At 60.1% G+C, this 12,882-nt stretch carries 12 protein-coding genes and 1 tRNA gene; 6 read left to right on the forward strand and 7 right to left on the reverse strand.

Annotated features, from left to right (window positions below; genetic code table 11):
• Positions 1-74 precede the first annotated feature (74 nt).
• Positions 75-257 carry a DUF1674 domain-containing protein gene (locus FQB27_RS01310; protein WP_169559070.1) on the forward strand — a complete coding sequence of 61 codons (183 nt, stop codon included), beginning with the start codon at positions 75-77 and terminating at the stop codon, positions 255-257.
• A 66-nt stretch (positions 258-323) separates the two neighbouring features.
• On the opposite strand, the gene FQB27_RS01315 is transcribed toward FQB27_RS01310, so the two are convergent.
• From FQB27_RS01315 to tsaD, 6 genes are all read right to left on the reverse strand, one after another.
• Positions 324-1,232 (reverse strand): DMT family transporter, encoded by a 909-nt coding sequence (locus FQB27_RS01315; RefSeq protein WP_169559071.1) that lies wholly within the window; start codon positions 1,230-1,232, stop codon positions 324-326.
• A 71-nt stretch (positions 1,233-1,303) separates the two neighbouring features.
• Positions 1,304-1,717: an EVE domain-containing protein gene (locus FQB27_RS01320; RefSeq protein ID WP_169559072.1), complete on the reverse strand. Its 414-nt coding sequence runs from the start codon at positions 1,715-1,717 to the stop codon at positions 1,304-1,306.
• A 3-nt stretch (positions 1,718-1,720) separates the two neighbouring features.
• Entirely contained in the window at positions 1,721-2,008 is a 288-nt protein-coding gene (locus FQB27_RS01325; RefSeq protein WP_169559073.1) for a YciI family protein, read from the reverse strand.
• Positions 2,009-2,068: 60 nt separating this feature from the next.
• Positions 2,069-3,073, reverse strand: a complete 1,005-nt coding sequence (locus FQB27_RS01330) for an NAD(P)H-dependent glycerol-3-phosphate dehydrogenase (protein ID WP_169559074.1) — start codon at positions 3,071-3,073, stop codon at positions 2,069-2,071.
• A 326-nt stretch (positions 3,074-3,399) separates the two neighbouring features.
• Positions 3,400-4,074, reverse strand: coding sequence for a ribose-5-phosphate isomerase RpiA (gene rpiA / locus FQB27_RS01335; RefSeq protein ID WP_169559075.1), 675 nt, complete (start codon positions 4,072-4,074; stop codon positions 3,400-3,402).
• A 16-nt stretch (positions 4,075-4,090) separates the two neighbouring features.
• Entirely contained in the window at positions 4,091-5,146 is a 1,056-nt protein-coding gene (gene tsaD / locus FQB27_RS01340; RefSeq protein WP_169559076.1) for a tRNA (adenosine(37)-N6)-threonylcarbamoyltransferase complex transferase subunit TsaD, read from the reverse strand.
• Positions 5,147-5,212: 66 nt separating this feature from the next.
• On the opposite strand from tsaD, the gene hemC reads away from it, so the two are divergent.
• The 5 genes from hemC (at position 5,213) to FQB27_RS01365 (ending at position 11,335) form a co-directional block, all read left to right on the forward strand.
• The gene (hemC, locus tag FQB27_RS01345; protein ID WP_169559077.1) at positions 5,213-6,154 is read left to right on the forward strand and encodes a hydroxymethylbilane synthase; all 942 of its coding nucleotides are present in this window, start codon (positions 5,213-5,215) and stop codon (positions 6,152-6,154) included.
• A 23-nt stretch (positions 6,155-6,177) separates the two neighbouring features.
• Entirely contained in the window at positions 6,178-8,358 is a 2,181-nt protein-coding gene (locus FQB27_RS01350; protein WP_169559078.1) for a uroporphyrinogen-III synthase, read from the forward strand.
• An 11-nt stretch (positions 8,359-8,369) separates the two neighbouring features.
• Positions 8,370-9,719, forward strand: a complete 1,350-nt coding sequence (locus FQB27_RS01355) for a heme biosynthesis protein HemY (protein WP_169559079.1) — start codon at positions 8,370-8,372, stop codon at positions 9,717-9,719.
• Between the two features lie 106 nt (positions 9,720-9,825).
• Positions 9,826-9,901, forward strand: a tRNA-Thr gene (locus FQB27_RS01360).
• A gap of 222 nt (positions 9,902-10,123) precedes the next feature.
• Positions 10,124-11,335, forward strand: a complete 1,212-nt coding sequence (locus FQB27_RS01365) for an acetyl-CoA C-acetyltransferase (protein ID WP_169559080.1) — start codon at positions 10,124-10,126, stop codon at positions 11,333-11,335.
• A gap of 119 nt (positions 11,336-11,454) precedes the next feature.
• Here FQB27_RS01365 and FQB27_RS01370 read toward each other — a convergent pair whose 3' ends face one another.
• A complete protein-coding gene (locus FQB27_RS01370; RefSeq protein ID WP_169559081.1) occupies positions 11,455-12,840 on the reverse strand; it encodes a dicarboxylate/amino acid:cation symporter in 1,386 nt (461 codons plus the stop codon).
• Between the last annotated feature and the right edge of the window lie 42 nt (positions 12,841-12,882).

Raw genomic sequence — 12,882 nt, forward strand, 5'->3', positions numbered from 1 at the left:
TGGCGGGCGGGTCTATAGTCAGCTTGTACAGGATATGATAGGGTCGCCCCTTCTTGCGGTTACAGGTAGTGAAGATGTCTGACAAGGAAACAGAAAACAGCGCGAAAACCGAGGTTTCTTCAGAACAGAAATCCGGTGCAGAGAAAAAGCCGGCCCACAAGCTGGCTCAGGCAGAAGGTGAGATTGGCGGTCCGTCCGGTCTGGAACCCACCCGGTACGGGGATTGGGAACGCAAGGGCATCATCAGCGACTTCTAACGGCGCGGGGACTTATGTCTCGTTCCCATTCCTTTTTGGGATGACCTTGAGGGACAGAAGGCCGGATCAGGCCTTCTTCCGACGCTCTGCCAGCCAGATTCCCCCCAGCACAAAGGCCAGCGATACAGCGTGGAACATTTCGAACGGTTCGTTCAGGAACAGGACCGCCAGAATGGATGCGAACACGGGAACCAGATTGACGAAAATCCCGGCCCGGCCCGGCCCGATCAGGCCCACCCCGTTGATGAAGGCGATCTGCGCCAGAAATGACGGCAGAATGACGATGGCGGCCATCACCACCCAGCCTTTCGGGGTTGGCATCTGCAAATCCCCGGACAGCCATTCAATGGTGACCAGTGGCAGGGACGTGACAAAGGCGGCAAGGGCCATGATGGTAAAGAAGCCGAGCGCGGACGCCTGCGGTTTGCGGCGCAGCGCAATGGTATAGAGGGCATAGAACAGGCAGGCGATCATCATCAGCAGGTCGCCGTGATTGAACGCGAGGGAGGCAAGCCGTTCAAGACTGCCGCCAGAGGCCACAATGATCACGCCAACAAGGGTGACCAGAACCCCCAGAATTTGCGCGCCCGTGACCGGTGTCTTGAACACCGCGAAGGTTCCCAGCAGGACAAAGACGGGAATGGAGCCCTGCAAAATACCGAGATTGACCGCGGTGGTGCTGTGGGCGGCCACATAGAACAGGGCGTTGAACCCGGTAAAGCCGATGGTTCCCATGGCCAGAATAAGCCAGATTTTTGTTTTCAGGACGGGCCAGTCCTTGCGGAATTGCTTGCGCGCGATCAGCAACAACAGGATCAGCACACCGGTCCAGCGTAATGTTACCAGAAGCAGCGGGGACAACTCACCAACAGCAAGGCGGCTGAAGACCGCGTTGCATCCCCAACAGAGTGTGGTGAAGATCAACAGGATGTAGGCGCGGGGCGTATCCCCAAACTGAAACTTGCTGGCTGTCATGTCGGTATCATTTTCAGGCTGAGAGGGTGGTCACGGTCGGTCGGGTGGGGTGATCGGCTGTTTCGGGAGGGTTAAACCCCTCCCATCCGGCAGATCAGGGCCCAGCTTTCTTCGTCAATCGGGACAACCGAAAGGCGACTCTGACGGAGAAGGGCAAGCTCTGCCAGGCGGGGTTCCGCCTTGATATCCGCCAGCGTGACCGGCGATGGCAGGGCCTTGACGGCCTTCACATCGACCATGCCGAACCGCCCCTTGGCATCCGACGGGTCGGGATAATATTCGCGGATGACCTCGGCGATGCCGACAATGCTCTTTTCCTTGACCGAATGATAGAAAAAGCACTGGTCACCCGTTTCCATGGCCTTCAGGTTGTTGGACGCCTGATAGTTGCGCACACCATCCCAGCAGGTCCCCGCCTCGCCAGCGTCCAGCTGATCCTGCCAGGACCAGGAACCCGGTTCGGTCTTGATCAGCCAGTAGCGCATGGTTTAGAGGCCTTCGCCAACCACATGTTTCCAGGGCGTGACGGTCACGGACTGGAACAGTCCGGCTTTGGCATAGGGGTCTTCTGCGATCCAGGCGCGGGCGGCGGCAAGGTCGGTATCTTCAAAGATGATCATGCTGCCAATCGGGGTTTCCCCGTCGTCAGCCAGTGCCGGCCCCCCCAGCTTGACCGCATCGCCCTTGATTTTCATGAATTCAAGATGGTCGGGGCGGGTCTCCATCCGGACTTCAAGATGGTTTTCCTTGTCCACGCAATAGGCAACAAACAACATGACGTGATCCTTTTGTTCTTTAAAATACAGACAGGAGGCGGCGAGGCGATCCTCCGGATACTAGTGAAATCCAGCCAGCTTTTCATCCCGGAAGGGACGGGACAGCAGGTGTTCGGCGGCTTGCCGAACGGATTCCCTGCCGGTAAGGACCGCATGAACGGCCTGACAGATCGGCATTTCAATGTCCAGTGTTTTGGCAAGGCCGTCAAGGGCGGCGGCAGTGTACACCCCTTCGGTTACACTGTGGCGGCTGGACAGGATTTCCTCAAGCGTTTTTCCCTCGCCAAGGGCGAAGCCCAGCGAATAGTTGCGGGACGCGACCGATGAACAGGTCAGAACCAGATCGCCAAACCCGGACAGGCCCATCAGGGTTTCGGCGCGGGCACCGAGCCGATCCCCAAGCCGGAGAATTTCCGCCATGCCGCGGGTAATCAGCGCGGCGCGGGCATTTTCCCCCAGTTTGGCCCCGGCGACAATGCCGCAGGCGATGGCAAGGACATTCTTGGTGGCGCCGCCAAGCTGGGCCCCGATCACATCATCGGTCAGGTAGGGCCGGAAGGTGGCATGCCCGATGGCCTTGACGATGCGGGTGCCCCATTTCTGATCCTGAATGGCGAGGGTGGTGGCAGCGGGTAGTCCTTTTGCCACTTCATGGGCGAAATTGGGGCCGGACAGGATGCCATAAGGCTGGCCCGGCAGGACTTCCTCGACCATTTCGCTGAGAAGTTTTCCCGTGCTTTGCTCGATCCCCTTGGCGCAAAGGACAAGGGCGGTGTCCTTTGAAAGAAAACCGGCCATGCTTTCAAGCACGGTGCGTAAATGCTGGGCCGGAATGACCGCCAGAATGATGTCGGCACGGCAGACCGCTTCAAGATCGGAAGTGGGGTCCAGAGTGTCGGGTAACGGGATATCGGGAAGGTATTTGCTGTTCTGACGCAGGCGCCGAATGTCGGCGGCCAGGGCCGGGTCCCGACACCAGAGCTGGACCGAGGGGGCGGTCTGGGCCACGGATGCGGCAAGAGCGGTTCCCCACGCACCGGCCCCTATTACACTCACTTTATCCATAAAGACCCTGTTTCCAGTGTGTTGAGATCATCGGCAGGTTCAGTATCAGGTCCTTCCCTATCATGAACCATATGCTGCAAGAAAGGGCCTAAAGAAAGAAAAAAGGCCCCCTGTGGGATGCAGGGGGCCAGAAGTCTGAGCTAGAGAGGATAAGCATGGCTTATTCTCATCGCCGATTATAGGCAGGTATTTCTTAATTGCAAATGATTATTAATTGCGAAGTGAATTTTTTCAGGCAGGCACAAAAAAAGCCCCGGCGAACCGGGGCTTCCTTGATGTACAGACGGGGGTTGGGCTGTCCGTCTGGTGTTCCGGGATTTCGGGGATCAACCTCCGAAGGTCTTGACCCCGTCATCGGTACCAATCAGGACCAGATCGGCATAATCGATGAACAGGCCATGCTCGACCACACCGGGGGTGGTGCTGAGGGTCAGGGCCAGTTCTTCCGGGTCGTCAATTTCGCCAAAGGCACAGTCAATGATCTGGTTGCCTTCATCGGTCAGGAACGGCTGCCCGTCTTTCATGCGGATTTCCGGGGTGGAGCCAAGGGCTTCCATCTTGGGCAGCAGGGCCCCGGCGGCGAAGGGAATAACCTCGACCGGCAGTTTGAAGGCGCCAAGCTTGCCGACCATCTTCTTGTTTTCCGCGATGACGATCATGCGATCCGAGAGGGAGGCAACGATCTTTTCCCGAAGGTGGGCACCGCCGCCGCCCTTGATCAGGCGCTTTTCCGGGTCCACTTCGTCGGTGCCGTCAATGGTCAGGTCGATGACGGAAACCTCATCCAGTCCGACAACGCGGATACCAAGGGCCTCTGCCTGCCGGGCTGTCGCCTCAGAGGTTGGAACAGCAATAATATCCAGTCCGTTCTTGACCCGCTCGCCAACAAGGTCGACCATCTTGGCGGCAGTAGAGCCGGTTCCAAGGCCGACGACCATGCCGTCCTTGATATGCTCAACGGCGGCTTTGGCGGCTGCCAGTTTCTGTTCATCTTCTGTCATGTCGTTTCCGTTCGGTTCAGGCTTTATATCCGGCAAAAGGGGCCGGTTCTGCATCGGGATCAAGGGGCCAGCGGGCCTTTGCCGCCAGGTCCAGTTCATCCGTTAATCCAAGGCGCAGGCGTTCAATCCCGGCCCAGGCAATCATGGCACCGTTATCTGTGCACAGTTTTGGCGGCGGGACCACAAGGGTGTAGCCCTTTTTATGGCTAAGTTCGTCCAGCTTTTCCCGCAGGTATCGGTTGGCGGCCACACCACCGGCAATGACCAGTGACGTGCCGTCAGGATACTCATCCCTGTAGGTCTTGAGGGCCTGCTTCAACCGGTTGAGCAGACTGTCAACGGCGGCTTTCTGGAAACTGGCGGCCAGATCGCATTTGTCCTGCTCGGTGACGGTATCCCCGAGATTTTCCAGGGCTTGCCGCACGGCTGTTTTCAGGCCGGAAAATGAAAAATCGCAGCCCGGCCGGCCGGACATGGGGCGGGGCAGGGAAAACCGGTCCGCATCGCCTTTGGCGGCGGCCTTTTCCACGGCGGGCCCACCGGGAAAGCCGAGGCCCAGCATCTTGGCGGTTTTGTCAAAGGCCTCGCCGACCGCATCGTCAATGGTGGTGCCAAGGCGGCGAAACTTGCCGACGCCTTCCACGACCAGTATCTGGGAATGCCCGCCGGACACCAGCAGCAGCAGATAGGGGAATGTGATGCCGTCCGTCATACGTACGGTCAGGGCATGACCTTCCAGATGGTTGACGCCGATCAGCGGAATATCGGCTACGGTGGCAATGGCCTTGGCGGTCATCAGGCCCACAAGGACGCCGCCGATCAGGCCGGGGCCTGCGGTTGCGGCCACACCGTCCAGATCGGAAAAGGTGATGTTGGCCTCGCGCATGGCCTGATCCACAAGCCGGTCCATCTGGGTGATATGGGCGCGGGCCGCAATCTCGGGCACCACGCCGCCAAAGGGGGCATGTTCTTCCACTTGCGACAACACGACATTTGACAATATCGTACCATCTGCCGTAACGACGGCAGCAGCAGTTTCGTCGCAACTACTTTCCAGACCGAGGACAATCATTTGTTTTCTGTTACAAAGCGGTGCAAATTGGTAATGGCTCTATCACTGAACAGGTAATCTCGCAACATGACGACGCAGAAAAAGTTGGTAATCGGAACAAGAGGCAGCCCGTTGGCCCTCGCCCAGGCCTATGAAACCCGGGACCGGTTGCTGGCCGCGCACCCTGACCGCCTTAACAAAGATGATCTTGAAATCCGGACGATCAAGACCACCGGGGACCAGATTCAGGATCGTGCGTTGAGCGAGGCGGGCGGCAAGGGGCTGTTCGTCAAGGAGATCGAGGAAGCCATGATGCAGGGCGAGATCGATATTGCCGTCCATTCCATGAAGGATATGGAAACCACCCTGCCGGACGGTCTTGTGATCAACTGCATTCTGCCGCGGGAAGATACGCGGGATGCCTTTATCTCTCGCGATGGCAAGGGGCTTGCCGATTTGCCGCCGGGGGCGATGGTTGGAACGTCAAGCCTGCGCCGGCAATCCCAGATTTTGAACCGCCGCCCGGATTTGCAGGTCTGTATTTTCCGCGGCAATGTGCAGACCCGGCTTCGCAAGCTGGATGAAGGGGTGGCCGATGCCACCCTGCTGGCCATGGCCGGGTTGAAACGGCTGGATCGGGAGGATGTGATTACCCATCCACTGTCCCATGAGGATATGCTGCCCGCCGTGGCGCAGGGCGCCATTGGCATTCAGCACCGGGAGGATGACACCCGGATCGGCGAGCTTCTGGCCGCGATCGATCATGAGGACAGCCGCATCCGGATCACCTGCGAGCGGGCCATGCTGGCCGAACTGGACGGCTCCTGCCGCACGCCGATTGCAGGTCATGCGGTTCTTGTCGGAGAGGATGAGATTGAATTGTGGGCCAGCCTGCTGAGCCCGGACGGGACGCAGCGGTTTGATACCCGCGGCACCGCCTTGCGAAAAGATGCTGTCGCCCTTGGAACCCGTCTTGGGCGGGAATTGCGGGACATGGCAGGGGATGATTTTCCGTCCTTTCAGATTTGAATGAAACAGGGATACCAAGTCCGATGAAATTGCTTGTCACCCGACCGGAAGAGGCGTCTGACAGTCTGGGAAAAGTTCTGGGAATGATGCGGCACGAGGTTATCCGGTCGCCCCTGATCAGGATTGTTTTCCGGGATCACGAGCCGCTGAAACTGGACGGGGTGCAGGGGTTGATCGTAACCAGTGCCAACGGAGCGGATGCCCTGTCCCGGTTAACCGAGGTGCGAGACCTGCCGGTTTATGCGGTCGGTGACAAGTCGGCCGAAACCCTGCGGGGTCACGGTTTTGATCCTGTCTATTCCGCCAATGGGGATGTGCATTCACTGGCGGCGCTGATCCGGGACAAGGTCGATCCGTCCAAGGGCGACCTGTTACATGCGGGCGGCGCCCGTCTTGCCGGGGACCTGAAAGGGATGCTGGACCCGCAGGGTATCGGCTATCGCCGGGAAATCCTGTATGATGCGCTGGATGTGCAGGATCTGTCCCCGGACGCCCGAACGGCGATTGAGGATGGCAGTCTGGACGGGGTCCTGCTATTTTCGCCCTATACGGCGAAAGTCTTCATGCAAGTGGTTGAAAAACAGGGTTTAATGCCACACTTGAAGACTGTAACCGCCTGGTGTCTGAGCGACAATGTCAGGCAGGAATTGAGAGGGGCGCCTTTCCGACAGGTGTTTGTGTCGGAACAGCCGACACAGGCCAGTCTGCTGGAGACGCTCTCCTCAGGGGACAAGAGTACCGGATCAAAACCATCCCGCAAACAACCGGCGCATGGAGAGAAGAACGTGGCAGGGAACGATAAAGGCACTGACGGGAAGGGCGTAAAGCCTGATCAGGAAACAGGAACCGGCAAACCGGCCCCGAAGGCAGGGCGCGAGGGTGCGGCCGTACCGGAAACCGGACCTGCGAAAACTGCGAAAAAAGACATGCCGGGGCAAAAGCCACTGCCAGAGTCCCTGATGGCGGACCGAAGCCCGGACGAACAGGCCGATGCGCCCCGATCCTCGTCATGGGGCTTGCGTCTGGCGCTGGTGGTGATTGTCTTCCTGCTGGGCCTTGCCGCCTGGCCGCTGGCCTTGCCGAAACTGGCCCCTTATCTTCCGGAACAGACCCGCGCCCTGATCAGTGGATACTGGAATACCGCGCCGGATGGGCCGGGGGATGATCTGGCGGGCCGCATTGCCGCCCTTGAGCAACAGGTCACTTCCGCACCTGCCGCCGTGGATACGGCGGCGCTGACTGATCGGCTCGGCGCGATGGACGAGGCCATGGTCGCCCTGCGTCAGTCCATCGGGGACATGCACGGGGATCTGGATCAGCGATTGACCGCCCTGTCTGGCCGGTTCGAGGAAAAAGAGACTGAATTATCCGCACTGGCGGCCTCCGTCACTGAGCTGAAAGAGGCCACGGGCGAGGCTGCCCGGATGGCGCAGGCCCCGGCGCAGGAAGGCGAGGCCGGTCAGACCGTGGCGGCAGAGGAACTGGCCCGGCTGGAAGCGGCATACGCGACCTTGCAGGAAAAGCTGGTCGCCCTTGAAACACTGGTCAGCGAAACGGGAACCGCCGTCGCGACGGCCCGGAGCGATCTGGATGTCCAGAAGCAGCAGGTGGATAGCCTGACCGGGACGGTCGCCAGCGAGGTTGCCCGCAACCGGGATTTGGATGCCAATGCGGAAGAGGCGCTGGTGCTGCTGGCCCTGTCCCAGATGCAGCGTCAAAGCCGCGAGGACCAACCGTTCGAAACGGCCTTTACCCAGTTGATAGCGGTCGCGCCGGAAGCATTGCAGCAGGATTTGGCGCCGCTGGCCGGGATTGCCAAAACCGGTGCCCGGACCCAGCGGGACCTGACCAAGGAATTTGCGGATATCGCCACGGATATCACACAGGCCGCCCGCCTGCCGTCCAGCGATACATGGTACGGGAAAACCCTGCATCGGGTGGCCTCGGCGGTCAAGTTCCGCCGGGTCGATGATCTGGAGGGAACGGCGGTGGATGCCATTGTTGCCCGCGCCGAGGAAAAACTGAAAGCCAATGATCTGGCCGGTGCGACGGCGGAAATCCGCGCTCTTGACGGGGAAGCCGCCAAGGTGGCCGCAAGCTGGCTGGAACAGGCCTCACAGCGGGTGACGCTGGATCAGGCCATTGACCAAATGCTGGTGAAAACGGCCAATGCTGCCGTGACTGACAAGACCGGCGCGAACTGAAGGGGGCGGGGATGACACGATCAATCTATCTGTTCCTGCTGATTGCCCTTTTGGCCATCGGCGCCGTCTGGCTGGCCACCAACCCCGGAACCGTTGAGGTCGCCTGGGGGGGCTATGTGGTGGAAACCAGTCTGGTGACGCTGGCGTTTTTTACCCTGATCCTTGGGGCGATCATTGCCATTTTGTACCGGGTGTTCGTGTGGCTTAAAACCGGGCCGGGCCGGCTGGGCGGGGCGTTGTCATCGCGCCGCCGCAACCGCGGGCTGGAGGCCCTCAGCAATGGCATGGTGGCCATTGCCGCAGGGGATGCCGATGAGGCCCGGCGGGCCGCCATTGAGGCGGAAAAATACCTCAAGGGTGAGCCCATGACCCTGTTGTTGGCAGCACAGGCTGCAGAATTGAACGAGGATGAGCGGGCAACGCGGATTTACTATGACCGTATGGCCGAACGGCCGGATACGGAATTCATGGGGCTGCGGGGCCTGATCGCCCGGGCCCGGACCGAAGGGAACCTTGAGGCGGCCATCGACCTTGCCAATCGCGCCGATGAACTGAAGCCGGGAACACCGTGGGTGGTCAAGGAACTGTTTGATCTGCATCTCAAGCTGCGTCACTGGGACGAGGCCGAGACTGTGTTGGCCCGGATGGCCCGGGGCAAGGCGGCCAAATCGGCCAGTGTGAAGCGGACCCGGTCCGTGATTGCGCTGGAGCGGGCAAGGCAGGCCCTGAAACGGGACGAGAAGGCCGCCGCCTTTGATCTGGCCTTGAGCGCCCATCAACTGGACCCGGCCTTTGTTCCGGCATCGGTGCTGGCCATTCGTCTGTCCGTGCCCAGCCGGAAACGGGACAAGTTGATTGCGGAAGCCTGGAAAACCAACCCGCATCCCGACCTGATTGCCGCCATTCGCGAGGCAAAGGCCTTTGAGGATGAGGCCGCGTGGCTGGACTATGTGCGGACCATGCTGGCCCCGAATACCCCGGATAACCGCGAAACCCTGATGGAGGAGGCGCGAGCCGCCCTTGCGGCCCAGAAATGGGGCGAGGCGAGGAAATACCTGAACCGGGTGGCCGAGATTGATCCGTCTTCCAGCGTCTACCGGTTGCTGGCGGAACTGGATGAAAAGGCCAATGCCGATGTGGTGGCCGCCCGCGAATGGATCCTGAAAAGCGTGGATGCCCCGCCAGACCCGATCTGGATTTGCAAGGCCTGCGGCCGTCAGGAAGAAAGCTGGTCGGCCCATTGTCCGTCCTGCGACGGGTTTGACACCCTTGACTGGAAAAAACCGGAACGGGGTCATGCGTCCAAAGCGGATGAAATCGAGGCGGAAATCGTCCAGGAACTTCCCGCCCCGGCCCCATAGACGGGGGCTGGCGGCGGGGCCGGGGGGCGCCTAAAGAAATGCACGGGCAGGGCGACAAACACTTGCCCCGCCGGAAAAATGAAATTATTGTGCAGCCATCTTCTGCGCCGCTTTAGCTCAGTTGGTAGAGCACATCATTCGTAATGATGGGGTCACGTGTTCGAGTCACGTAAGCGGCACCACCTTTTCCCGAAAACCTGATCCTTCCCGAAAGCCGATGGCGAAATCCGTTCCCTGCGTCGGGTCCGTCCGTCTGGATGCCGCTTTTTTTGCGGAAAACGGCGGCGTTGATGAGCAAGCCGGTTGAATGGCAGCCCTGTTCAGTGTTATTTCCTTTTCCAGAGTAGCCGTGCGTCTTCAGGAATGGCTTGTCTCTGGCTCAACGGATAATAAAGGAAAAAAGAATGCTTCAGGACGTTGTGATTTGCGAACCGGTTCGGACCCCCGTCGGACGGTTTGGCGGACAATTCAAGGATTTGCAGGCTCATGAACTGGGCCGGACCGTTATCTCCGGGTTGATGGACCGCTGCGAAGGTCTGGCCGGACGGGTCGATGACGTTATTTTCGCCCAGTGTTACCCCAGCATGGATGCCCCGGCCGTTGGCCGCGTTGTGGCGCTGGATGCGGGGTTGCCGGTTGAAACCGGTGGATATCAGCTGGACCGCCGTTGTGGCTCTGGTCTTCAGGCTGTGATCAATGCCGTGATGCAGGTCGCCACGGGTGGCTCATCCGTTGTGATTGCGGGCGGTGCCGAATCCATGTCCAACGCACCGTTCTATTCCACGGCGGGCCGTTGGGGTGTCAAGGGAACGGCCATGACCTTCCATGATGCACTGGCCCGCGGACGGGTAACCGCCGGTGGCCTGAACTTCCCGGTTCCGGGAGGCATGCTGGAAACCGCTGAAAACCTGCGCAGAAGTCATTCTGTGCCCCGTCAGGAACAGGACGAATTTGCGGTTGAATCTCACCGCCGCGCCGTCGCCGCACAGGAAAATGGCCTGTTTGACGATGAAATCATTCCCGTTACCGTATCCAGCCGCAAGGGCGATACCGTGTTCACCAAGGACGAGCATCCCCGCCCGGAAGCCAATGTGGAAGGTCTTGCGAAACTGCGCCCGATCCTGCTGGGGTCTGACCCGGAATCTACTGTGACCGCCGGCAACGCCAGCGGCCAGAATGATGGTGCCTCTGCCTGCGTGGTGACAACACGGGCCATGGCCGAAGAACTGGGCCTGAAAGCCTATGGCCGGATGGTTAGCTGGGCCGTTGCCGGTGTGGGCCCGGAAATCATGGGGATCGGTCCGGTTCCGGCCACCAACAAGGCGCTGGAACGGGCGGGCCTGTCCCTGAAGGATCTGGACCTGATCGAACTGAACGAGGCCTTTGCGGCGCAGGTTCTGGCCTGTACGCGGGACCTTGGCTTTGACGCGGCCGATTTCGAACGCCTGAACGTGAACGGTTCCGGTATTTCCCTCGGCCATCCGGTCGGGGCAACTGGCGGCCGTATTCTGGCTGGCCTGCTTCGGGAAATGGGTCGCCGCGAGGCCCGCTACGGGCTGGAAACCATGTGCATTGGCGGTGGTCAGGGTCTGGCCGCCATTTTCGAGCGCGTCTGATCCTCAAGTCCAACCCTGTCGGCCCGGCGTTTGCGTTGGGCCGGGGCAGGGTCGGACCCGAACAGAGATCGGATCAGGGCAGGGGGTTTCTCCTGCCCTTTTCTTTTGGGAAAACCCGCTTACGAAGCAGAGGAGCGGACACTGTCCGGGTTTTCTGCTTCCGGGTGTGTTTTCGCCGGGGTTTCGTGCGCCTCATCCTGCATGATCCGGTTGAGGACGATGCTGGCCGACATGTCGCCGATCACGTTGACCGAGGTGCGGCACATGTCGAGAATGCGGTCCACCCCAAGGATCAGCGCAATGCCGGAGGCGGGGATCCCGGCGCTTTCCAGAATGGTGGCCAGAATGACGATGCCAACGCCGGGCGTGCCGGGGGAGCCGATGGAGGCCCCCGTCGCCATGATGACAATCAGGATCATGCCGGACAGGCCGATTTCAATCTGGAAAACCTGGGCCAGAAAGATGGTCGCCACCCCCTGATAGAGGGCGGTGCCCCCCATGTTGATGGTGGTGCCAAGGGGAATGACAAAGCGGGCGATCCCGGAACGGACCCTGAGTTTCCGTTCCGTGGTGCTGAGGGTCAGGGGCATGACCGCCGCAGAACTGGAAGTGGACAGGGCCAGCAGGATCACTTCGCGGGATTGTTTCAGGAAGGTGATCGGGTTGGTCCGACCGAGAATGGCAATAATCAGCAGGTTTATCGCCAGCAGCGCCAGCAATCCGATCAGGACCGTGGCCACATAGGTGGCCGTGGCCAGCAGGGTGGAGATGCCGACCCGGGCACTGATGCTGGCCAGCAGGCCGAAAACGGCAAAGGGCACAAATTTCAGGACCCAACCGACGATCACCATGCAAACGGTCTGGATGGCCCCCAGCAGGTCGAGGATGGGTTTGCGCTGATCCTGCGACATGGCGACAAGGGCGACCCCGATGATGATGGCGCTGAGCACAATCTGCAGCATGTTACCGCTGACAAAGGTGGCAAGGGGGTCCTTGGGGAACAGCCCGGTCAACAGGTTGGGGAATTCTTTTAAGGTTGGCATTTCGGCCGGGGTGACCCCGTTCAGTGCGGCGGCATTTTCCGGTTCGGCAAGGGACAGCAGGGAACTGTCGATATAGCTGCCGGGGTTGATCAGGACAGCGGCCACAATGCCGATCACCACGGCCAGCAGGGTGATGGCCACAAAGAACAGCATGGAATAAAGCCCGAGACGGCCCAGATTCTCACTGGATTCGCCCGCTGCAATGCCGCGAATGACCGACGCCACCACAAGCGGGATGATGACGAACTGGATGCCCATCAGGAACAGGTTGCCGGGCAGGGCAACCCAGCCGGCGATCAGTTCCGATGTGTCCCGGTCCACAAGATTGGTGGTCGGGCCGATCAGGATGCCGAAGGACACCCCCAGAAACATGGCAATAATCACCTGCAGCCACAAGCGGCCCTGCACAAGGTCGGTCAGGCTGAAGCGCAGGTTGATCAGGGATCGGGGAATATTCATCATTGCGGCACAATCCTGTTCCTGTCCTGTAACAAAGGATATGTG

The sequence above is a fragment of the Sneathiella chinensis genome (assembly GCF_012720115.1).
In the GTDB taxonomy this organism is placed as follows: domain Bacteria; phylum Pseudomonadota; class Alphaproteobacteria; order Sneathiellales; family Sneathiellaceae; genus Sneathiella; species Sneathiella chinensis.

What these genes read in the sequence shown, in the direction of transcription:
- FQB27_RS01315 (WP_169559071.1), bottom strand. Translation starts at nt 1,232, where the DNA reads ATGACAGCCAGCAAGTTTCAGTTTGGGGATACGCCCCGCGCCTACATC.
- FQB27_RS01310 (WP_169559070.1), top strand. Translation starts at nt 75, where the DNA reads ATGTCTGACAAGGAAACAGAAAACAGCGCGAAAACCGAGGTTTCTTCA.
- FQB27_RS01320 (WP_169559072.1), bottom strand. Translation starts at nt 1,717, where the DNA reads ATGCGCTACTGGCTGATCAAGACCGAACCGGGTTCCTGGTCCTGGCAG.
- FQB27_RS01365 (WP_169559080.1), top strand. Translation starts at nt 10,124, where the DNA reads ATGCTTCAGGACGTTGTGATTTGCGAACCGGTTCGGACCCCCGTCGGA.
- hemC (WP_169559077.1), top strand. Translation starts at nt 5,213, where the DNA reads ATGACGACGCAGAAAAAGTTGGTAATCGGAACAAGAGGCAGCCCGTTG.
- tsaD (WP_169559076.1), bottom strand. Translation starts at nt 5,146, where the DNA reads ATGATTGTCCTCGGTCTGGAAAGTAGTTGCGACGAAACTGCTGCTGCC.
- FQB27_RS01325 (WP_169559073.1), bottom strand. Translation starts at nt 2,008, where the DNA reads ATGTTGTTTGTTGCCTATTGCGTGGACAAGGAAAACCATCTTGAAGTC.
- FQB27_RS01330 (WP_169559074.1), bottom strand. Translation starts at nt 3,073, where the DNA reads ATGGATAAAGTGAGTGTAATAGGGGCCGGTGCGTGGGGAACCGCTCTT.
- FQB27_RS01370 (WP_169559081.1), bottom strand. Translation starts at nt 12,840, where the DNA reads ATGATGAATATTCCCCGATCCCTGATCAACCTGCGCTTCAGCCTGACC.
- rpiA (WP_169559075.1), bottom strand. Translation starts at nt 4,074, where the DNA reads ATGACAGAAGATGAACAGAAACTGGCAGCCGCCAAAGCCGCCGTTGAG.
- FQB27_RS01350 (WP_169559078.1), top strand. Translation starts at nt 6,178, where the DNA reads ATGAAATTGCTTGTCACCCGACCGGAAGAGGCGTCTGACAGTCTGGGA.
- FQB27_RS01355 (WP_169559079.1), top strand. Translation starts at nt 8,370, where the DNA reads ATGACACGATCAATCTATCTGTTCCTGCTGATTGCCCTTTTGGCCATC.